At 40.2% G+C, this 20,172-nt stretch carries 23 protein-coding genes; 13 read left to right on the top strand and 10 right to left on the bottom strand.

The window, feature by feature from the left end:
• Positions 1–443: 443 nt before the first annotated feature.
• From desR to MHI44_RS01020, 5 genes are all read right to left on the bottom strand, one after another.
• Positions 444–1,043 carry a two-component system response regulator DesR gene (gene desR, locus MHI44_RS01040; RefSeq protein ID WP_004399356.1) on the bottom strand — a complete coding sequence of 200 codons (600 nt, stop codon included), beginning with the start codon at positions 1,041–1,043 and terminating at the stop codon, positions 444–446.
• Positions 1,044–1,061: 18 nt separating this feature from the next.
• Positions 1,062–2,174, bottom strand: a complete 1,113-nt coding sequence (gene desK, locus MHI44_RS01035; RefSeq protein WP_029318043.1) for a two-component sensor histidine kinase DesK — start codon at positions 2,172–2,174, stop codon at positions 1,062–1,064.
• 119 nt (positions 2,175–2,293) lie between these two features.
• A complete protein-coding gene (gene desE / locus MHI44_RS01030) occupies positions 2,294–3,352 on the bottom strand; it encodes a fatty acid desaturase DesE (RefSeq protein WP_004399588.1) in 1,059 nt (352 codons plus the stop codon).
• A gap of 161 nt (positions 3,353–3,513) precedes the next feature.
• Positions 3,514–4,491, bottom strand: a complete 978-nt coding sequence (locus tag MHI44_RS01025) for an LD-carboxypeptidase (protein WP_339202705.1) — start codon at positions 4,489–4,491, stop codon at positions 3,514–3,516.
• 63 nt (positions 4,492–4,554) lie between these two features.
• Positions 4,555–5,052, bottom strand: a complete 498-nt coding sequence (locus tag MHI44_RS01020) for an N-acetyltransferase (protein ID WP_014477061.1) — start codon at positions 5,050–5,052, stop codon at positions 4,555–4,557.
• 170 nt (positions 5,053–5,222) lie between these two features.
• On the opposite strand from MHI44_RS01020, the gene MHI44_RS01015 reads away from it, so the two are divergent.
• Both MHI44_RS01015 and MHI44_RS01010 read left to right on the top strand, forming a co-directional pair.
• Entirely contained in the window at positions 5,223–6,005 is a 783-nt protein-coding gene (locus MHI44_RS01015; RefSeq protein WP_064671115.1) for a VLRF1 family aeRF1-type release factor, read from the top strand.
• 136 nt (positions 6,006–6,141) lie between these two features.
• On the top strand, positions 6,142–6,678 hold the full coding sequence (locus MHI44_RS01010) for a DUF420 domain-containing protein (protein WP_003231280.1): 537 nt from the start codon (positions 6,142–6,144) through the stop codon (positions 6,676–6,678).
• A gap of 89 nt (positions 6,679–6,767) precedes the next feature.
• On the opposite strand, the gene MHI44_RS01005 is transcribed toward MHI44_RS01010, so the two are convergent.
• Positions 6,768–7,445 carry a lysozyme family protein gene (locus MHI44_RS01005; RefSeq protein WP_003231283.1) on the bottom strand — a complete coding sequence of 226 codons (678 nt, stop codon included), beginning with the start codon at positions 7,443–7,445 and terminating at the stop codon, positions 6,768–6,770.
• A 193-nt stretch (positions 7,446–7,638) separates the two neighbouring features.
• Here MHI44_RS01005 and czrA point away from each other — a divergent pair, with 193 nt between their 5' ends.
• Positions 7,639–7,962, top strand: coding sequence for a Zn(II)-responsive metalloregulatory transcriptional repressor CzrA (gene czrA / locus MHI44_RS01000; protein ID WP_003231284.1), 324 nt, complete (start codon positions 7,639–7,641; stop codon positions 7,960–7,962).
• Positions 7,963–7,988: 26 nt separating this feature from the next.
• On the opposite strand, the gene csk22 is transcribed toward czrA, so the two are convergent.
• Positions 7,989–8,534 (bottom strand): mother cell-specific sporulation protein Csk22, encoded by a 546-nt coding sequence (gene csk22 / locus MHI44_RS00995; protein WP_339202704.1) that lies wholly within the window; start codon positions 8,532–8,534, stop codon positions 7,989–7,991.
• Between the two features lie 205 nt (positions 8,535–8,739).
• Here csk22 and MHI44_RS00990 point away from each other — a divergent pair, with 205 nt between their 5' ends.
• The 7 genes from MHI44_RS00990 (at position 8,740) to csaA (ending at position 13,531) form a co-directional block, all read left to right on the top strand.
• Positions 8,740–9,678 carry a YafY family protein gene (locus tag MHI44_RS00990; protein ID WP_336156040.1) on the top strand — a complete coding sequence of 313 codons (939 nt, stop codon included), beginning with the start codon at positions 8,740–8,742 and terminating at the stop codon, positions 9,676–9,678.
• Between the two features lie 53 nt (positions 9,679–9,731).
• Positions 9,732–10,214, top strand: a complete 483-nt coding sequence (locus MHI44_RS00985; protein WP_339202703.1) for a GyrI-like domain-containing protein — start codon at positions 9,732–9,734, stop codon at positions 10,212–10,214.
• Positions 10,215–10,290: 76 nt separating this feature from the next.
• Positions 10,291–10,992 carry an MBL fold metallo-hydrolase gene (locus MHI44_RS00980; RefSeq protein ID WP_015714087.1) on the top strand — a complete coding sequence of 234 codons (702 nt, stop codon included), beginning with the start codon at positions 10,291–10,293 and terminating at the stop codon, positions 10,990–10,992.
• A gap of 5 nt (positions 10,993–10,997) precedes the next feature.
• A complete protein-coding gene (locus MHI44_RS00975) occupies positions 10,998–11,573 on the top strand; it encodes a WHG domain-containing protein (protein WP_339202701.1) in 576 nt (191 codons plus the stop codon).
• 77 nt (positions 11,574–11,650) lie between these two features.
• Positions 11,651–12,394: a GNAT family N-acetyltransferase gene (locus tag MHI44_RS00970; protein WP_339202700.1), complete on the top strand. Its 744-nt coding sequence runs from the start codon at positions 11,651–11,653 to the stop codon at positions 12,392–12,394.
• 14 nt (positions 12,395–12,408) lie between these two features.
• Positions 12,409–13,134, top strand: a complete 726-nt coding sequence (locus MHI44_RS00965) for a helix-turn-helix domain-containing protein (protein ID WP_101172403.1) — start codon at positions 12,409–12,411, stop codon at positions 13,132–13,134.
• 64 nt (positions 13,135–13,198) lie between these two features.
• Positions 13,199–13,531 (top strand): chaperone CsaA, encoded by a 333-nt coding sequence (gene csaA / locus MHI44_RS00960; RefSeq protein ID WP_014480003.1) that lies wholly within the window; start codon positions 13,199–13,201, stop codon positions 13,529–13,531.
• 249 nt (positions 13,532–13,780) lie between these two features.
• On the opposite strand, the gene MHI44_RS00955 is transcribed toward csaA, so the two are convergent.
• Positions 13,781–15,217 (bottom strand): flavin monoamine oxidase family protein, encoded by a 1,437-nt coding sequence (locus MHI44_RS00955; protein WP_339202698.1) that lies wholly within the window; start codon positions 15,215–15,217, stop codon positions 13,781–13,783.
• A 127-nt stretch (positions 15,218–15,344) separates the two neighbouring features.
• On the opposite strand from MHI44_RS00955, the gene MHI44_RS00950 reads away from it, so the two are divergent.
• The 3 genes from MHI44_RS00950 to yobK all read left to right on the top strand — a co-directional run bounded on the left by MHI44_RS00950 (position 15,345) and on the right by yobK (position 18,273).
• Positions 15,345–15,902 (top strand): SMI1/KNR4 family protein, encoded by a 558-nt coding sequence (locus MHI44_RS00950; RefSeq protein WP_339202697.1) that lies wholly within the window; start codon positions 15,345–15,347, stop codon positions 15,900–15,902.
• A gap of 100 nt (positions 15,903–16,002) precedes the next feature.
• Positions 16,003–17,805, top strand: a complete 1,803-nt coding sequence (gene yobL, locus MHI44_RS00945) for an LXG family T7SS effector ribonuclease toxin YobL (protein ID WP_339202695.1) — start codon at positions 16,003–16,005, stop codon at positions 17,803–17,805.
• Between the two features lie 9 nt (positions 17,806–17,814).
• Entirely contained in the window at positions 17,815–18,273 is a 459-nt protein-coding gene (gene yobK, locus MHI44_RS00940) for a type VII secretion system immunity protein YobK (RefSeq protein WP_015251924.1), read from the top strand.
• A 282-nt stretch (positions 18,274–18,555) separates the two neighbouring features.
• Here the strand turns inward: yobK and MHI44_RS00935 are convergent, their stop codons facing one another.
• Both MHI44_RS00935 and MHI44_RS00930 read right to left on the bottom strand, forming a co-directional pair.
• Positions 18,556–18,612: a putative holin-like toxin gene (locus MHI44_RS00935; RefSeq protein ID WP_224912973.1), complete on the bottom strand. Its 57-nt coding sequence runs from the start codon at positions 18,610–18,612 to the stop codon at positions 18,556–18,558.
• 585 nt (positions 18,613–19,197) lie between these two features.
• Positions 19,198–20,166, bottom strand: a complete 969-nt coding sequence (locus MHI44_RS00930; protein ID WP_339202693.1) for an ROK family protein — start codon at positions 20,164–20,166, stop codon at positions 19,198–19,200.
• Positions 20,167–20,172 lie beyond the last annotated feature (6 nt).

Below are 20,172 nucleotides of genomic sequence, written 5' to 3'. Positions count from 1 at the left end.
ATTACAGAGACATTCGGCATCATGACATTTATGGCTGGTTGTTACTATCTTTGATCAGCGAAATGTTGTATCTTTTTTGGCAGATAATAAGCAGTTGGATGTAGCAGATGCCATTGACGGATTCGGATTGATTTCAGACGGTTCTTTATTGTGTTATTAGGCTCTTGCAGTTGGGCATGGCAGCTTCGGGAGCGAAGTGGCACAACTTTATCATACTGAAAATACAATATAATCAATATCTGAAATTCTGCTGATGTGCAATGGCCGACCATTTTAACAGGGATATCATTCAATCCAGTCTTTTATTGGGCTGTTAACCAAGCAATCGTTCAGCGGGCATAGGAGCGAGATATGGATCAGTTTAATTCTTCTGGTTGCGGCGAGGTTCTCAAACGGGAATTTCAGGTTAAAAAAAGGATCCTGGCAGATGCCAAGATCCTTTTTTATTTAAACCAGCCTTTTTCCTTTGACCTGGTAATGGCTTCAATTCGATTTTTCACTTCAAGCTTTTCTAGAATCATTGAGATATAATTCCGCACCGTCCCGCTTTTGATGCTGAGTTCCTGAGCGATTTCTTTTGTGTTTTTACCGTCAGCCACAAGTTCAAGCACTTCTTTTTCTCTATCTGTAAGAGGGTTAGCTTCGCTGTATAAGTCCTCCATCAGCTCAGGTGCATAGATTCGTTTTCCGTTCATGACGCTACGGATGGCGTTGGCCAGCTCTTCACTCGGACTGTCTTTTAACAAATAGCCTTTAACACCAGCTTTAATAGCTCTCTGAAAGTAACCGGGTCTGGCGAAGGTGGTTAAGATGATAATTTTGCAGCCTGTATCTTTTAGCTCCTCAGCAGCTTCAAGCCCTGTTTTTCCGGGCATTTCAATGTCCATAATACATACATCAGGCTGGCGTTTTTTGACAAAATCAACAGCATCTTGGCCGGTTGTACCTTTGCCTACGACTTCCATATCGTCTTCGAGGTTTAAAAGTGATCCTAAAGCGCCCAGCAGCATTTGCTGATCTTCTGCAATAAATATACTAATCATATAAGCCATCCTTTATGTTTATTTTGAATTATTAGGAATTGCCATGGTAAGCTTGGTTCCGTTTTCGGTATCGATGTGAAGGCTTCCATTTGCAAACTCAAGCCGTTCTCTCATCCCGAGTAAGCCATGTCCTTTTGAAAAGGAATTTTCTTCTCCTTTGAATGTTCCATCGTCAGACACTGTTATCACAACTTCCTTCCAGAGCTGCTGAATGTCAACTCGGCAAGTTTTAGCCTGGCTGTGTTTGACGACATTTGTGACAGCTTCCTTTAAGCACATGCTCAAAATGTTTTCATTCAGCAATGAGATATTTTCAGGCCATTTCTCTTCTTCATAGATAAACATAATGTCAGCTGCTTCGAGAATTTGTTTGATGTTGATCAGTTCATCCTTGAGCCGGATGCCCTTCATAGAGGAAACGATTTTTCTTACTTCATTTAAAGAAGTTCGCGCTGTTTGCTGAACACTTTTCAGTTCACGAGCTGCTTGTTCGGGATCTTTGTATATCAATTTTCTTGCTAAGTCGCTTTTTAACCCGATAAGAGAAAGCTTTTGCCCAAGCGTATCATGGAGATCGCGGGCAATTCGCTGACGTTCTTCTAATTTTACCAGTTCTGCAATCCGTTCATTTGCATCCTCGAGCTTTTCTTCAAGCCGTTCGCGCTCCTTGCGGCTTCTTATACTAAAGGGCAATAAAATTGCGCTGATGAGGGTTATGACGACAAAAGGAATTTGTGTCAGAAAGAATTCCTTCTTTAATACGAGACTGAAATTGGCTGCGACGGCTGCGCTTATTAAATGGACATAATATAAAATATGAAAAGGGACGCGTTCCTTAATGTTTCCAATAAAATACGCGATAAAAAAAGCAAAATAAATATAACTGAACAGGGTAATGGAGGCGGTTGAAATGCCAATTAATAAAAATCCCCACAAATAAATGGTCCAGCCTTTTGAGACAAAAGCAAATCGATATACCGAAAAAAATAAAAGCGTCAAAATGATGCCGACAATAATAACAAATGTAGATGATGATTTCCATATAAAGTAGAAGGGGAGGATGAAAAATATCGTCCATATATAGGGCGTAATCCCGTTTAGTTTTTGAAATGTTAAATGCTTTTTAATCATGATCTTACCTCATTTTCAGCTTTTCATCTTACTTGTAACTTTATCATTGTGAAAGCCAGAATGCACCCTCCAACAATAAAAAGGAAGCCTTCTAGTATATTAGAAGACCTCCTTTATCATCAGGCATTCTTCCGCAGCTTCTGTTTTTCTGGTGAATCAGGCGGAAGGCTTACAGGTATATGTTTTATAGCCCGAAATGACACAAACTGTTTGTTATCTTCATCCCATAGACGGAACGCAAGTGATTGCAGGCTTGTTTTTAAGGTGATTGTCGGTACGTTTTTTAATGGTTCGTGATGTTCATGAGCAACTTCAAGCTTATAGTTAGGCACCTTTGGACTCAAATGATGAACGTGGTGGTAACCAATATTGCCTGTTAGCCATTGAAGCAGTTTCGGGAGTTTATAAAATGAACTGCCTTCAACAGCAGCCTGAACGTAGCTCCAGTTTTCATCCGCTTCAAAATAAGAATCTTCAAAGGTATGCTGCACATAAAACAGCCAAACACCGATTGAACCTGAAATCAGAAATATCGGGCCTTGCACCAGTAAAAACGATTGCCAGCCAAAGATCAGACAGCAAGCAGCAGCCAACGCGACAATTGCCAGATTCGTAAGGTATGTGTTTACACGTTCCTTGCGTCTTGCGCCTTTTTTGTTAAAACGGTTCGTGATCAGAAAAACATAAATCGGTCCGAGAATAAACATGATAAACGGGTTTCTATAAAGTCTGTATGCAAGCTTTGTTCGTCTGGATGCAGCTTTATATTCGTTTACTGTTAACATCCAGATGTCTCCTGTTCCACGTTTATCCAGATTGCTGCTAGTCGCATGATGAATCGAATGGCTGTGCTGCCATTGAAGATACGGGAATAAAGTCAGGACACCTGTCAGAAAACCGAGAATGTGGTTATAGCGTTTTTGTTTGAAAAAAGATTGATGGCAGCAGTCATGGAAGATGATAAAAATTCTTGTCAGAAAACCTGCGGCAATCACCGTTAATGCTAACGTAAGAAGATAGGAGACATCGAGGCTGAGATAAGCAAGAAACCATAGGCCGAAGAATGGGATAAACGTGTTTAAAAGCTGAATCAGGCTGTTTTTTGTTTCAGGCTGAGCAAATGCAGCGACTTGCTTTGTCAGCTGTTTTTGTTTATGTGCAATGGTTTGTTCAGTCATAGTAAGTATCCTCTCATTGTGTGTCTCGGTTCAGTATACGCTAATGAGAGAAGTCTTTTGTAGTAGCACACATCATGCCTCCTATATGACATTTGTCATGTCTCGTGCGGCATGCATAACCGATTGCGCTAAAAAAGCTTGTAAAAAAATTTACAAGCTGATTAATGTTTATCAATCCATATTCGTGATGTACCCGAAATAGCTTCAATCCTGCATGTTCCTCCTATAGGGAACGTGGCAATTGGCGAGGTATGTCCGGCATTTATATTTGCGATGATCGGGATGCCGGATAATTCTTTTTTTGTTTCGATCATGGCTTTTACAAGATCCATTGATACGTTTGATGCTTTCTGAAATCTGCCGATCAAAATCGCCTTTACATGTGAAAAAGCGGGGAGGTGGATGAGTGATTGCAGATCGCGGTCAAACATATGGATGTCTGACATATAATCATCTTCAATCAATAAAATAGTATGTTCTGTTTCAGGAAAATACTCCGTTCCCTGCAGCAAATTAAGCGTGCATAAGTTTCCGCCAATTAAAGTGCCTTCCGCATAACCTTCTTGGATTACAACAGGGCAGTTATTAGGATAAAAACGCCTGTTTTCTTGATCCAAAAACCAGCGATCATCGCTCCACTCACTTGAAGGAAGAATTTCAAACGGATCGTCTGAAGCGCAGCAAGAAAGAAAATACTCTTGTGTATAATCAAGCCCTTTTTTCATTGCAAATGTTGAGAAGTGGGGACCTGAATACGTAACAAGACCCGTTTTTTGATAAATAGCGTTGCAAAGAGCGGTTATATCGGAATAGCCGCACAGAATTTTTGGATGTCGTTTGATTTTCTCGTAATCAAGATAACGCAGCAGCTGATTTGAATTAAACCCTCCGAGTGTCGTTAAAATCGCTTTGACGCCTGGATCAAAAAAGGCAGCGTGCAGATCATGGACTCTTGACTCGATAGAGGATGAATCAAATTCGTTACATTCATTTGCGTGTTCAGCGATGGTTACTCGATAACCTAAGCGCTCTAACGCCGTTTTTGCTTGGATTTTTGCTTCATTTGATAATATAGACATGCTGGTCGCGGGAGACACGATCCGGATTTCGTCTCCCTTTTTCAGTTTTGAGGCGTACATAGAACCCTCCATCAATGGTTTTATACCATTACAGCATATCTTGGCTCTTTCTTCCAGACTTTTTTACAAATCAACCCACTTAATGCTGCCGGATTGGGTATCATGATCGATACATACTTTGAATTGATGTTTTTCATAAAAGTGAATCAGCCGGTCTACATGATTCCAATCCCGTTTGGCGATGTCTCCGGTGACTTTCGGTATATTGTGGTCTCTTGCAATATCTTTTAAATATTTCATGCAAATGGAGCCAAACCCGTGATTCGGAGGGCCTTTTATATCCCCTATATGAATGGCATCGTCCTTGTAAGACGCTACAAGTGAAAAACAGCCTTTTCCTCGGTATGCCGTTTTACAATCAGTTAGCATAATTTTGCATGTTTGGCCATCATCAATCGAGGAAACAATCATCCACTCATCATGTTTCGATTGATCAATACCAAGCACTTTGGCATCTTTAGATAAATCCTTCATATTCTCCTGCATGCGATAAATTTGAAATTCTAAATCATTTAGTTCTTCTTCAAGCTCTTGACGATTTTTTTCTTTAATAGTAAACAAGATCAAACTCCTTTCAAAAATCAGCTTAGAAACACAGTTACCAATTGTATTAGAAGAGAGGCGTATTGTAAACAACAATTCCATTATTACTAGAAATTAGCGGAAAGTCAGGTTTGATCGTTTTTAAGAGAGGAAAAAGAAAACTAACCTGTGAAAAAGGAGGAATCGGAATGGCGATTGATTCATTGATTAACAAATTACAGTATGTCCAATTGGAACCGCCGGATAAAATTCTCTCTCTGTATCTCAATACAGACATGAGAGATCCAGAGCAGCAGGGGGGAGAATGGAAGATCGCCCTAAAGTCAGGATTCAGCCGATTAAAAGAGTATTTGGCAGCTAGTGATCCAGAGGAGGAAAAGTGTCTGGATGGAATCAGGGCTAAAATGAATCAATACTTGAATGCAATGGGAAAAGACATGCCCCGCAGTCTCGTGTTTTTTGTTTCCGACAGCGGCATATGGGAGCCTATTAAGCTTCAAGTCCCTGTAGATACAAGATTTTACTGGGAAGAAACAGCTGTCCTGGATCAGCTGAAGGATTTGCGCCAGGCATACCCAAGTACGGCGTTTATTTTAACTCAGCAGCATGAAGTGAAAATTATTGAAACTGTTTTAGGAAAAATTGAGGCGGTGGAGCGTTATGAGTATGATATGATCAATGAGTCTTGGAAGAATAGCCATTCCGCTGTAGACAAAGCGCCACCATTTGAAGAGAACCGGATGAGGGAACATGTAACAGAGAACCAATCGAGACTGTATAAGCGGCTGGCTGCCAGCCTTGATCAAAAAGCTGCCGCGAAAAGATGGGAACGAATGGTTATTGCCGGGGATAAAGAAACGGCCGATATCTTGGATCAGCATATGAATAAACCCATTCATTCGAAAATTCAAAAGAACCTGCTGAATGAAAATGAACATAAGGTCATTGAACATTTGATAAAAGAGGCGTAAACCTAACAGGCCGGGGCTAATAGCCTCCGGCCTTTGAAGTGTGTCTAATTTCTGACGAAGCAATCGAAACCGTTGACATCTTCTTTGAATTTGCATACGATTTGGATAGCCAGTACAAATTAGGAGAGGTCACCAAATGAACCAAACAGAAAATAAACCGAAAAATTACACGGGGATTGTCCTTACGCTGACAGTTCTGATTAACGGTTTAATCGCAGTGCTGTTTTTTATGCCTAAATTAGATCAGTTCAGCCATGCGAATATTCACATTTTGCCAATGCTGAATGCGATATTCAACAGCTTTACGTTTATCTTCTTATTGGCCGCGCTGATTATGATTAAACAGAAAAATATCAAAGCTCACAAACGCTTTATTTTGGCCGCATTCACAACAACATTACTATTTTTGATTTGCTATGTGACGTACCACTCAATTGCGGAAAACACGCTCTATGGCGGAGAAGGTATTATGCGCCCGATTTATTTCTTTATTTTGATTACACATATCTGCCTTTCTGCAATTATTGTGCCGCTTGCGCTGTTTACGCTGATCAGAGGCTTCAGCATGCAGGTAGAGCGCCACAAAAAAATTGCGAGATGGACAATGCCTCTATGGCTGTATGTAAGCCTTACAGGCGTTATTGTATATTTGATGATTTCACCGTATTATTAAAAGCCATACTCAGTATGGCTTTTTTTACGTGTAAACATGGCAAAAGCCCAAATTCATTTTTGGGCTTTTGTCAGTAAATTGATAGACTCTTATTCATGAGCCTTGGATTCCATGGTTTCAAGTGTTGCAACCTGCAAAGATTCTTCAACAGTTTTTGTTTTTTCTTTTACTTTTTCTGCATACGTATAATCACCGTAGCAATACGGATAGCGGAAATTTTTCGCATTTCCCCCGCAAGTATACAGATCAGGATTTTTTTTGACTTGCTGCTCGGAGTATTGTTTTGCCAATTCCTCAGTATGCGTTCCTCCATGTTCAGCTACAAAATCAATGTAACCTGCCCCCATGTTGTAGCTTTGAATAATGGTATCCAAATCCACGCCTTTTTCCTTACCGGTCTTGTACATGAGGGTAAATTGCTTGATGCCTTGTTTAACACTGAGTTGAGGGTCTGTTATCTCATTGCGTTTTAACCCCAGAGATTCAGAGGACTGCATGGGATCATTGCCTTTTCCTTTTGACTCCTGATACATCATGCCTAATATGAGTGATGTATAATTAGAGAGTCCTTGGCTTTCAAGCTCTTCTTCCACCAGGGGTTTGTAATCGGTTAAACGTTCCAAAACAATCGTTTTCGTATCGATCGGAAGTTTTTTGATTAAATCCCGGTTGAAAAAAAGCAGGACCAATAAAAAAGAGGCGATGACAAAGACAAAAATCATCATAAAACCCGCAGCAGCGAAACAGCCTTTTCTCTTTTTCTTCACTGTGTTTCACCCTCAATGTTTGGAGCAGTATGACCTTTTTTATTATGACATAAGACGATATATCAGACCAAGTAAAAACCTGATTTGAAACATAAATTTAAACTATGAGATTGAAATGGAATACAAGCAGGCTGGTTTGCACTCAAGCGCATTTGTTATAAGATAAAACTATGAATAAAGAAAGGTGATACATATGACTGAATTTAGAGAAACGGAACAATCGGCTGCTGATCTGGACGAGGAGACGCTGTTTCTAGTCGCGCAAACATTCAAAGCGCTTTCTGATCCAACCCGAATCAGGATTCTCCATTTATTGTCCCAGGGTGAGCATGCTGTAAACGGAATTGCAGAAAAGCTGAATTTACTGCAATCCACCGTGTCCCACCAGCTTAGATTTTTGAAAAATCTTCGGCTTGTCAAATCGCGCAGAGAAGGAACATCGATTTATTACTCTCCGGAGGATGAACATGTTTTAGATGTTCTTCAGCAAATGATCCATCATACACAGCATGATTGAAAAAGACATCCTTGCTTAACTCGCTGTTAGCGGGCAAGGATGTCTTTTTCTTTATTGTATTCGTGCTGTTCGAGTTCGTTTCTGCTGAGCTTAATGACAAAAGAAGAAAAACCGATATAATAAACGGCTATCAGAAAACAGACGCCAATTGTCAGAGGGTCCGTTCCGATTGACTGACTGTAAGATCCAAGGCTGTTTAGATCAGGTGAGGTAAGATAAAGCTCTGTCACTCGATATAGAAATCTTGACAGGAATAAGGTTAGGAGAATCATTTCTACCCAAATATGAGTCCGAAAATAGATCTTTCCTCTGCGTTTTTCAAAAGAGATGTTTTTCTTAGCGAAAAAGACAAGGAGCCATCCGCCAAGAATGCCCAAAATGAGATATCCATATAAAAAAGGGTGAATGGCGCTGAAGATTGAAAGGCCAAAAGCAAACAGCGAGAAAAGAATGATACGGATGAACAGCCAGCGGGGCTTCAGCGGCTGGTATCCGATGGACCTTTTAATTTTTTTATACAGAAAAAAGATGATGATCATGGCAGGATAAACGCTCTGAAGTGTAAGATGCATGATGTGAAATCCCCTCCGTTGAGAAGTGTATGCTTATCCGGTCAGAAATAGTAGCTGAAATAAATACTGAACACAAAAAAGAAGGGGAAACCCCTGTTTTCATAGCATATGCGAGGTGTATTCCGCCGCATAATAGATATGCCCAAGCTTTATCAAAATGTTATGATTGTTTTGTTGGAAAATACAAGAAGAAAAGGTGCGCAGAATGAAACTGGAACGTTTGTTAGCGATGGTTGTGTTATTGATCAGCAAAAAACAAGTGCAGGCTGCAGAGCTTGCTGAGCTGTTTGAAGTATCTGTCAGAACAATTTACCGTGATATTGAGACGATCAATAGGGCTGGTATTCCGATTGTGACCTCACAGGGTTCCGGGGGCGGAATTGGCATCATGGAAACGTATCGGCTTGAAAGAGAGTGGCTGAAGGAGGAGGAATTGTTTGCAATTGCTTCCGCTTTGCAGAGCGTTTCATCTATGTATGAACCCGTTTCTCACAGCACAGCCTATCAAAAAATCAAACACCTTATACCTGAGCAATCTGCTCAAGCATTTAAGCACCAAACAGAAAAATGGTTTATTGACATGACGGCTTGGGGCCATACCGAGGATCAAAAGGCGCTTCGCGAGAAAATAAGCGCCGCCATCGATCGATTGTCAACGATATCATTTACATATACAAGCGCAAGCGGGGAAACACTTCTTCGTGAAACTGAACCTTATACATTGGTTTGCAAGGCGGGGCACTGGTATTTATATGCCTACTGCCTGGTAAGAAATGATTTTCGTTTTTTTAAACTGAACCGGATGAAAGATCTGGCCATCTTACATCAGACCTTTATCAGAAAAGACATTCAGCTGGACACTTTGCCATGGGATAAGAGTTGGTACCAAAAGGACCGTTTAACTGAATTGGTTATTCTTGTTCAGCCGGCAGCACGTCAGCGCATAGGTGAATGGTTCGGATATGATGTCCTTCACTGTGATGAAGATGAAATCTGCCGGGCAGTGATTTCACTTCCAGAAGATCAATGGCTGATCGGTTTTTTACTGCAGTTCGGAAAGGATATTGAGGTTCTGCAGCCTCTTTATATACGGGAGAAAGTAAAAGAAACCATTCATCACATGCAAAAAATATATGAAACCTGACACACTGCTGTCAGGTTTCTTTGTCTATAATCTTAAAAAAAGGAGGAGATCGTATGGGCTTTTCACATATAACACACTTAGACCGGAAACGATTTGCCGGACTGTCACAACGGACAAGCAACGCACTGGAAATGAAGGAAGAAAGGAGGATTCCGGCACTGTGGGACCAATTCTGGAAGCAGGATATGAGCGCTCTTTTATCACAGGCTGAAAAAGACAAGAGCATTATTGCCTTATATTCGAATTATGAACAAGAGACGAATGGGTTTTATACGTTTTCAGTCGGAACGTTTCAGGAATACGACGACATTCTTCCGGGACCATATGAAAACATTGATTTGCCGGCTTCCGCTTACGCCGTTTTCACTTCCAGAATCGGCCCTATTGAAGAGATTGTGCTTGAAACGTGGAAGGAAATTTGGACTTGGGATAAGCGGCATCTGCGCACGTTTACAGGTGATTTTGAGATGTATGATCAAAGTGCCGCAGTGCCGCAGCGAGCACAAGTTAACATTTATGTAGCGATAAAAAAATAATAAACTCTTGAAAAACTAATGGTGTTAGTTAATAATAAAACTAACGTCATTAGTTTTTGTTAGGAGGAATAAAAAGATGAGAATTACTCAGTACCAAACGGTTTGGCAGCTGACTTTTTTTCCAGCATTGTTTCCGGTTAATTGCTATTTAGTAGAGGAAGAAAACGAAGTTACCCTTATTGATGCCGCACTGCCAGGCAGCTATAAAGGGATTATTCAAGCTGTGAATCAGCTTGGAAAACCGCTTCAGCATATTTTACTGACTCATGCACATGGGGACCATGTCGGATCACTGGATACATTGGCACAAACATTTCCACATGCAAAGGTCATGATCTCGGAACGGGATTCATTCTTGCTCCAAGGTGACACATCCTTGCGGCAAGATGAGCCGCAGACGCCTATAAAAGGAGGTATTCCGAAACACATACAAACAAAGCCTCACCAACTGCTGACGGGCGGTGAAACAATTGGTTCTCTGCTTGCCATTCCAACACCGGGCCATACACCGGGCAGCATGTCATTTCTTGATACAAGAAACGGCACTTTAATAGCAGGAGATGCGCTCCAGTTACGCGGAGGAATCGCTGTATCAGGTCAGATAAAATGGGCGTTTCCTTTTCCCGCCTTCGCCACATGGAATAAGGAGGAGGCCATCAAAAGCGCACAATTGCTCGCCGATAAGGCGCCTACCTGTCTCGCTGTCGGACATGGAAAATTCCTGCGATCACCTTCAGAGCGGATGAGACAGGCGATCCAAAAAGCAAAGAAAGGGTGATGAGCATGTCACCGAGAATAGGTTTGACCCAAAAAATGATTGTAGACGCTGCAGCGGAGATTGCCGATCAGGAAGGGGTAAATGGTGTCTCACTTGCCGCACTTTCTAAAAAAATGAATGTGCGCCCCCCGTCATTGTATAATCATATCAACGGGCTGCAAGCGATCAAAGCAGAACTTGCTGTTAGAGGACTGACAAAGCTTTTTGATCAAATGGCGGACTCCGTAACCGAACGAAAGGGAGATTCCGCAATGCTTTCTTTAGCACATGCATATGTTGATTTTGCAATTGAAAATCCCGGATATTATGAAGCGGCTCTGCTTAAGGTTCAGGACAAACGGATGGAAATCGTCTCTGACCAAATTGTCTGTCTTGTGACGAAACTGCTCATTGAAAACGGCTATGCAAGTGAAAAGACTGCCATTCATGCGACAAGGGGGCTCAGAAGCCTGCTGCATGGCTTTACTGTTTTAATCGCAAAAGAAGCATTTGAACGTGAGGAGGACATTTTAGAAAGCCTGTCATTTTCAATTCGGACATTTTTGTCGGGATTATTAATAAACAATAAAAATATTATGTAAACAAATAAATGGATGTCTTATATTTCTGAATATTGTATAATATCAAGGGAGTATACATAGGGGAGAGGCATTATGCAATGGATGACATTCACAAGATTGAACGGTTAGCGGCAGCTTCATGGCCGGCTTATTTTCAAAAAAGCATAGGGCAATGGCTTCTCAGAGCGAATTTTGGCGTAACCAAAAGGGCAAATAGCGTATGGACGTCTGCGGATATGCCAGAAGGGGATTTTCAGCTAGAGGCTGAACTTTTTTATCAAAGTTTAGGCTTACCTGTTTGTTTTCATATTAGCAACGCATCACCGAAAGGGCTTGATGACGCTTTGGCAGACAGCCGTTATGAAAAGGTAGACGAGTGCTTCCAGATGACAGCGTTGTGCCGGTCAATTATGAGCCGAACAAATGACAACAGCCGATTTACATACAAGTGGGAACAAGAGCCATCATCTGTTTGGATAGAAGAATTTATTCAATTAGAAGGATTTTCACCCGAGCGTCACAAAGGTTACAAACACATTTTCGAACGCATGCCGCCGTGTAAAACTTTTTTCAAGATGTATGACAAAGAAAGCCTGACAGCGCTTGGCACGGTTTCTGTCATTGATGGTTATGGCGGACTTAGTAATATCGTTGTAGCTGAGGAGCACAGAGGAAAAGGGGCAGGAACCCAAGTGATCAGGGTGTTGACTGAATGGGCAAAAAACAACGGAGCGGAACGCATGTTTTTACAAGTGATGAAAGACAATCTGGCGGCAGTTTCTTTATATGAAAAGATCGGATTTTCGCCTATATCGGAACACCATTACCGGATTAAAAGATGACCAAAGGAAGGGGGTTGCTGATGGATTCGCTTCAAGAGATGATTTGCGAAAAACGGACATACACACGCCTTTATCATTCACATAAGCACGCATACAGCCAATTTCTTTTTCCGCTTGAAGGGAGTATTGATCTTGAGACTGAGGAGCGCCAGGTGAAATTAAAGCCAGATCATTTTTTATATATTCCTCCGGAGTGTGAGCATCGTTTCCGTTCTATCGGAAGAAATGAATGTCTTGTACTGGATGTTCCGCTTCATGCAATGAAAATTGATGAGTATCGTGCAGGATCGGGAATTGAAGCTGCCCTCGATCCTTTCTGGTCTTCGATCAGGTACTTGCTGACAGAGGAAGCAAAGGCCGGAACAGCCAACTCGCTTCATATGCTAGTACAATACATAAAAGAAAAGCTTCAATCCCATAGCTATGCCTCAATTGCATACATTCAAAGCCATTTATTTGAGCGGCTGACGATTAAGAAGCTGGCAGAAATCGAGCATTATCACCCAGCTTACTATTCAAGCTGGTTCAAAAAACAGACAGGGAAGTCCCCGCAGAACTATATTGCCGACCTTCGCCTTGAGGAAGCAAAACGAATGCTGATGGAGAGAAATGAAACCCTTACCGTCGTGAGCGAGGCGCTGGGCTTTCAAAACCTTTCTTCTTTTACAAGATGGTTTACGAAAAGCACAGGAATGCCGCCCCGCCTGTATCGAAACACCTTATATTCGGATAAAAAATGATGGCTCTTTAGTTAAAAGAATATTGTATATCTCCTTTACAATAGGAGAAAAAGGAGTTATTGATATGGCAGTTATTGAAGACTTTGAGAAATTGGATATCAGAACGGGAACAATTGTAAAAGCGGAAGAATTTCCTGAAGCAAGGGTACCGGCAATCAAGCTTGTGATAGATTTTGGGACTGAAATCGGCATAAAACAATCGAGCGCACAAATCACGAAGCGTTACAAGCCGGAAGGTCTCATCAACAAGCAAGTCATAGCAGTCGTGAACTTTCCGCCCCGCCGGATCGCCGGATTTAAATCGGAAGTCTTGGTCCTCGGCGGCATACCCGGCCAGGGCGACGTCGTCCTTTTGCAGCCGGATCAGCCTGTTCCAAACGGCACAAAAATCGGATAACGCAAAAAAAGACGTTTGCCTAAGGCAAACGTCTTTTGCGTATTGAGGCGATGCACCACACGCCACATTCGTGTGTGCCGTAAAGGCATGTACATCGGCTTACACAATTCAGCTCATCGCTATATGAATATAGCATGGAGGGCGAAGGATTGCAAGGATTACTTTGTTTTTGTGATTGAATTTGTCCGTCTAATCAAGATCTTATTATATGAAATGTAATAATCTTTTAGTACAGAAGGTGAGCATGATCTAAGGTAAGCGATTGACCTCATAAGCAACACGTATTCCAGATTCAATCGCGCCTTGCATCCACGCATGAGTGAGTGAGGCGTGTTCTCCGGCGAAATGAATTCTGCCCTCAGGGACAGGAATATAGGGATACAGCTCTAATTCTTGTCCTGGTTCGAAAGCTGTAAAACCTCCCGCAGAATACGGGTACTGGCTCCAGCTAAAAGAAGTGCCAGACACAAATTCAGACCACACAATATCACCATAGATTTCAGATAAATTCAGTAAAGTATACTGGATTCGCTCTCCTTCTGAAAGACTGTCCCATATCAGTGCCTCATCGGCCCATGTATAGCTGGCCAGAATGACAGCATGTCCATTTGCTCCAATATTTCTGCTTGGATAATATGAAAAACGAATCGGAAGATCAGTAATAGATTTGCCGCCGCGCTGCCCGGCTTTTTCCCAAAATCGGCTTTTAAACTCTATGCCGATTTTTGTTGCACTGATATAGTTTAGCTCACGGATGGCCCTCCGTTTATAGTAAGAGAATGAATGGTATGGTTCGACTTTTACAAATCGCAATGTTGAAAAAGGAATGGTTACAATAGCGAGATCAGCTGTGAATGATGTGAATTCTGCCGTTTGTTGATGCTGACAATGGATCGTAACACGATTTTCACCCTGAGACATTTTCATCATTTTTTGATGGTATAGAATGTTTGTTTTTAATTGAGGAAGAAACGCGTGAGGCAGCAGATCCATACCGCCAGTTATCTCATAGAAGTGAGCGGGCGATGAAAAAAAGATAGATTCCCGCAATACTTCAACAAGGGACATCCCCATATACGCTTCCATATCCAAAAGTACACCGATCATATCGATCGCGCCATATGAAAAATACGTGTTTAAAAAAGAGCTTAACGAATAATTTTTGTATTGTTCTTCGACAATCCGCCAATTTCTCGCTGGATTTTGATTGATAAAATTTAGAATAGGCTGCAGTAAAGAAAGCAACAGCTCTTCAGACGTTTTCCCTTGTTCATTTGGTGCAACTGGATATCTCAATATTCCAGGAGCTCGTTCAAAAACTTGGAGACGTGTTTTGATTCCATTTGCATAAATGATGTCCATCGGGGTTCTGTTGATAAATACATTTATTGGCAATTTGAATTTTTTGATATATTCTAAGGTTAACGAATGGTTATTCGGTATGCGCATCGGGCCAGCGTTGAAATACAAATCATCACTAAAGGGAGATCTCAAAGTGCAGACACGGCCGCCCGCTCTGCCGCTCGCTTCGAGAATCGTTACTCTGTGACCGGCATTTTTCAACAAAGATGCTGATACAAGCCCGGACAATCCAGCTCCTATAACAAGAATGTGCTTTGGATGCTGCGATGCGCTAAGGCCATTTCTAATGATCTTTACCATGTCATCATTCATTAGAGAATTCAATTTTTGGAGGCACCTCTTTTTAGAATTTATTGCATTATATTCACTGAAAAGAGCACCTATCACGATCTGTTCACATCTTTTGGAATTTGAAAGGTTATTGTTAAAAGGAAATAAAGGGGTGATGTATGTGACTAACTTTGTTCATAAGACGGTAAATGGCTTGAAAAGTCTTTTAGACGAAAAAGGAGCCATTCAATTGTTTTGTTCTGAAGGGGATATCATGGAGTTCCTTGTTACATTTTCACAGGACAAAGCAACCCTTAACGACATTCAAAGCTTTGAAGCTAAACATCAGATTACCCTTCCAGAGGATTATCAGAAGTTTATTACACTGCATAATGGTGCGAAAATCTTTCAGATACTTGCTGATGGGGAGAATATAGGTGGAGGACTTTATTTATTTAGCCTTGAAGAGATTGAAGAGGAGTTAAAATATGAGGATTTGTTTGAAGGCATCAATGGTATTCCAATTGGCTACTTATTGGAAGAATGCCATTTAATGATCGATAAAGATAAAGTGAACGAAGGTGATCCCAACTATCTCTATATATTTGAAAGTGGTTTAGAATATAATCCATTAAATGTAAACTTTGAAATATTTTTAGACCGGTATATATTGGCCAATGGGGAACCTTTTTGGGATTGGCGCTACTATACCGCAGAAAATTATTATAGAACAAGATAGTGTGTGATGTATAAGACAGTCATTTTGGCTGTCTTTTTCTGTTATTCAAATAGATTACTGTGGTAAAATTTACATAGAGTAGTCTAGGAAGGAGAATGATATGAAGGTATTTGAGGCTGATTCATTACTCTTTGAGGCCGATAAAAGAACCAAAGAGTATAAGGAACTAAGATCGCAAATGGTGAAGCTAAGAAAAGCTTTTCAAAACGTAGCTAACCTAGATGACAGTGAATTTTCAGGCAAGGGTGCTGACAACATTAAAGCATTTTATCATGATCATGTCGGTGTTACTGATCAATGGATTGATTTAATTGACATGAAGATTGCTTTCTTAAGCAGCATGTCTGCAACACTTGAAGATGCGAAGATGTCTGATGCTTACATAGAAGAATCCTTTCTAGAACACGAGTTGGCTAACGCTTATGCAAAATCAAAATCCATTATGTCTGAACAGAAAAAAGCAATGAAAGACATATTAAACAACATCAATGATATCCTTCCCCTTGAAATATTCTCAACAGAAGACTTCAAAGACAAACTTTCTTTTGCAGATGACAAACGTGAAAAAACAATCGATAAGCTAAACAAGCTTGATGAGGATTTAAAAACAGAATACGCTGAAACAGAACCAAACGAGCAATTTATTCAGCAAGACTTTAAAAAGCTGCAGGAATCAACAGGCAAAGGAAAAAACGCTACACCAATTCACTATAACGCTAAAGCGTACAGAGAAAGTGACATACATAAGAAAAAAGGCGATATTGAAAAGCATTCTGAAGCTTACTTAAGTGTGAAGAAAGAAGAAGCAAAGGAACGTGAAATCAAGGAATTAAAGAAAAAACTTAATGACGGTGTATCTGACCCTGATGAATATTTAGAGATTGCTAAGAAAGTAGGGTACGAGAATCTGGAGCCAACTCAAGTGCAGCTTGCAGTGCAAATTGAACAAGCGAAGCAGCTAGAAGGAGCAGGAGAAATCACCTGGGATATCGTAAAAGGTGTCGGAGTAGGCTTATATAATGTTGGCAAAGACACTGTAACTGGCATGTGGGATTTCATCACCGATCCGGGAGAAACACTCTCAGCACTGGGGAATGCAGTTATTCATCCGGTGAAAACTTACGATGCCATTTCAGCAGCAATAGAAGAGTCATATCAAAAGGATATGGTGAATGGAGATGCCTATTCTAGATCAAGATGGGTTACCTATGCTATTGGTTCAGTGGCTGTAGCTGTTGTTGGTACAAAAGGTGCAGGAGCCATTAACAAAGCAGATGCAGCGGGGAAGGTCATAAACAAAGCAAGTCAGGCAGGGAAGAAAATTAAGGACGTCAAGATTCCAGATTTGCTGCCTTATAATCCTAAGTACGACTTTGCTCTAGCCGATAACGTGCCATACAATGTGGTTGATAGCCAAAGCCTTAAGAATGAGCTTTTGACTAATGCGAAGAAAATACCGGATGGAACAAGAAAACCGTTTACTGGCCAAAAGATAAGCCCCCCTTGGCTAAATAAAGAAAAGTATGATGCATATGAAATAGAGGGGAAGGTAAAGGCGAAGGGGAAAGTTAAAGATGTAAGCCGTAGAGTGTATACTATGAAAGATATTGATATTAATCAAAAAACAGAATTCGGTGTTACAAATCTTCAGCTAATGAAAAACGGGAATGCCCCTTATGCAAAAGACGGTACACAGATTAATTTACATCACTTGATTCAAGAAGAACCTGGCCCAATGCTTGAAATCCCGAACAGCTTACATACAAAATATAGTGATGTCATTCATCAGCTTAAGTCTGATGGTGAAAGTTTTAGAAATGATAAGGTTTTAAAAGCACAATACGAGAGCTTTAGAAAGAGATATTGGAAATGGAGAGCGAAACAATTTGAAAATGAGAATTGAGGTGTTTATATGATTTATTCGAAGGTTGAGAACTTTATTAATGAAAATAAACAAAATGCTATATTTACAGAAGGTGCAAGTCATGAAAACATTGGTCGCATTGAAGAAAACCTCCAATGCGATCTCCCCAACAGTTATAAATGGTTTTTAGAAAAATACGGTGCTGGTGGTTTATTCGGCGTTTTGGTTTTAGGCTACAACTTTGATCATGCATCAGTTGTAAATAGAACTAATGAATATAAAGAACACTATGGCCTTACTGATGGACTTGTGGTTATTGAAGATGTTGATTACTTTGCTTACTGTCTAGATACAAATAAAATGAAAGACGGAGAATGCCCTGTAGTTGAATGGGATAGGGTAGTTGGTTATCAAGATACTGTTGCAGAAAGCTTTATTGAATTTTTTTATAATAAGATTCAGGAAGCGAAAGATGATTGGGAAGAGGATGAAGACTGGGACGATTAAGTAAAAATATTGCAATTGCTCAATAGATACACTTGAGTTGCACATCCTCAATCTAAATAAAATAATGGTTTTATCCATAAAGCAATTGTATTCAAATAACATTTCTATATGGTTATAATTAGGATAAGGATTATGCTTTTTAAGGTATAAAAAATGCATAAAATAAAAAGACTAGGGTGCTATCAACACCCCGTCTCTGTACTAAAGCTACCCACTAAAGGGCTTGCTCGATGTGATTTCTTGGTAGACCTATCCCTTCAGGTTCTTAGGCTCAAGGGAGGTCTATTTTTTATTTATATATGTCAACAGAGCAATTACAAATGACCCGAATGCAAGCATTAGCATTAATGCCTGGATGTTGACATAGCCTCACCCTCTTTCATAGGGGATGAGCAAGACTCCCTTGAGTGAGAAAATTAATGTACAGGAGAAAATATACTTTACATAAATGTTCTTGTCGTTATAATTCCATAATAAATTACCAATGTGAAATGGACGTGCTTTAATGCAAGTTCTTCTTTATTTCAAATCCTAAAAAACTCATCCAACAGTATAAAAATAAGCCAAAAAATCAGCTTTTAATAAAATCAGAGATTTTGGCCATTAAAATTGGACAAGGAATCTTTTTTATAAATCCTTAATATTAATTATATTTTAATAAATAATCTGGTCCTTGAGTTGCTAAAAATATTCATCTGCTGCTTCTTTTGATTCAAGAAGTTCCATACTTAATAACACATTCACCTCGTTCTACACCTTCAAAATATGACGTCTCGTGACCTGATTCTTGAGCAAATTTTTCTGACTGGGTAATATTAGGGATGATTTGTAAGGAATATAAAGATTTAAAAGAATAGTTTTTATCCCAATTGTCTTGGGGACAGCCATTGGCTTGTAACTAATTTCGTAAAAGAAGCTCTGCATTTATGCAGGACTTCTGTCGTAAGTTTCATGGTCAGTATCAGGCATTGTTCTTTTCCAGTCTATATCTCGACACTGAAAGTAATGGAATAAAGCACCGAGAAGATTAGCATCATTTCCAAATTTGCATGCTTCTATTATTGGACGTACTTTTGCACCCTGCAATGAATTCATTATGATATCAATTTTTTTATTTATTTGTTTGATAAGATTTTCATTGCTGCTGACTGCGCCGCCAATAATAATTTTCTCCGGATCATAAACATACTGGAGGTTGAAAATACCCTTAGCTAAAGATAAATGAAAATCATCGATGGCTTTCATGCACTCCTGATCACCTGCTTCAGCTGCTGCAAATACTTGTTTTCCATCTAAATTCGATACATCGATTCCTTTAATTTCTGCAACCCGACGAACGAGAGCACCTATTGCAGCTAATTCACTCCATGTCCGGAAAGAAATATTGTTTATATCATCAACAGTATCCATGATCATATTGCCGAATTCTCCGCTGTGCAAGTTAGCTCCTTTATGAACTTTTCGGTCTATTACAACTGCACCGCCGATTCCAGAACCGATTACTACAAATAAAACATCATTGTTACCTACAGCTGTACCTTTCCAAACCTCACATAAAGCCGCACAGTTTGCATCATTTTCGATTTCAACTGGCAAACCGCTTTTGTTTTGAATTATTTCTTTTATATTAGGGCCGTGTATACAAGGGAGGGCACTGGTTCCCCCTATAATGCCGGTGTCGCTATTAACTCCCCCAGGACTGCTGAGAGCAATCCCGGAAATCTGGTACTTATCTTGATTTTTTCTCGTTACTTGTAACAATTCAGAGATGAACTTTTCAAAATCAAGGGGTGAAGAAGGAAATGAACCCCTGGTAAGAAAATCACCATTTTCATTAATAACAGCATATTTAATCGCACTGCCGCCTATATCAAAAACCATGTAATTATTCATAGGTAT

Source organism: Bacillus sp. FSL K6-1366, assembly GCF_037976695.1.
GTDB classification, from domain to species: Bacteria; Bacillota; Bacilli; order Bacillales; family Bacillaceae; genus Bacillus; species Bacillus subtilis.
The sequence above is the reverse complement of the archived record's forward strand: the minus strand, read 5'-3'. Positions and strand labels throughout refer to the sequence as shown.

What these genes read in the sequence shown, in the direction of transcription:
- MHI44_RS00975 (WP_339202701.1), top strand. Translation starts at nt 10,998, where the DNA reads ATGTCACCGAGAATAGGTTTGACCCAAAAAATGATTGTAGACGCTGCA.
- MHI44_RS00930 (WP_339202693.1), bottom strand. Translation starts at nt 20,166, where the DNA reads ATGAATAATTACATGGTTTTTGATATAGGCGGCAGTGCGATTAAATAT.
- yobK (WP_015251924.1), top strand. Translation starts at nt 17,815, where the DNA reads ATGATTTATTCGAAGGTTGAGAACTTTATTAATGAAAATAAACAAAAT.
- csaA (WP_014480003.1), top strand. Translation starts at nt 13,199, where the DNA reads ATGGCAGTTATTGAAGACTTTGAGAAATTGGATATCAGAACGGGAACA.
- desR (WP_004399356.1), bottom strand. Translation starts at nt 1,043, where the DNA reads ATGATTAGTATATTTATTGCAGAAGATCAGCAAATGCTGCTGGGCGCT.
- czrA (WP_003231284.1), top strand. Translation starts at nt 7,639, where the DNA reads ATGACTGAATTTAGAGAAACGGAACAATCGGCTGCTGATCTGGACGAG.
- csk22 (WP_339202704.1), bottom strand. Translation starts at nt 8,534, where the DNA reads ATGCATCTTACACTTCAGAGCGTTTATCCTGCCATGATCATCATCTTT.
- MHI44_RS00985 (WP_339202703.1), top strand. Translation starts at nt 9,732, where the DNA reads ATGGGCTTTTCACATATAACACACTTAGACCGGAAACGATTTGCCGGA.
- MHI44_RS00980 (WP_015714087.1), top strand. Translation starts at nt 10,291, where the DNA reads ATGAGAATTACTCAGTACCAAACGGTTTGGCAGCTGACTTTTTTTCCA.
- desE (WP_004399588.1), bottom strand. Translation starts at nt 3,352, where the DNA reads ATGACTGAACAAACCATTGCACATAAACAAAAACAGCTGACAAAGCAA.
- MHI44_RS01015 (WP_064671115.1), top strand. Translation starts at nt 5,223, where the DNA reads ATGGCGATTGATTCATTGATTAACAAATTACAGTATGTCCAATTGGAA.
- desK (WP_029318043.1), bottom strand. Translation starts at nt 2,174, where the DNA reads ATGATTAAAAAGCATTTAACATTTCAAAAACTAAACGGGATTACGCCC.
- MHI44_RS01010 (WP_003231280.1), top strand. Translation starts at nt 6,142, where the DNA reads ATGAACCAAACAGAAAATAAACCGAAAAATTACACGGGGATTGTCCTT.
- MHI44_RS00990 (WP_336156040.1), top strand. Translation starts at nt 8,740, where the DNA reads ATGAAACTGGAACGTTTGTTAGCGATGGTTGTGTTATTGATCAGCAAA.
- MHI44_RS00970 (WP_339202700.1), top strand. Translation starts at nt 11,651, where the DNA reads ATGGATGACATTCACAAGATTGAACGGTTAGCGGCAGCTTCATGGCCG.
- MHI44_RS01025 (WP_339202705.1), bottom strand. Translation starts at nt 4,491, where the DNA reads ATGTACGCCTCAAAACTGAAAAAGGGAGACGAAATCCGGATCGTGTCT.
- yobL (WP_339202695.1), top strand. Translation starts at nt 16,003, where the DNA reads ATGAAGGTATTTGAGGCTGATTCATTACTCTTTGAGGCCGATAAAAGA.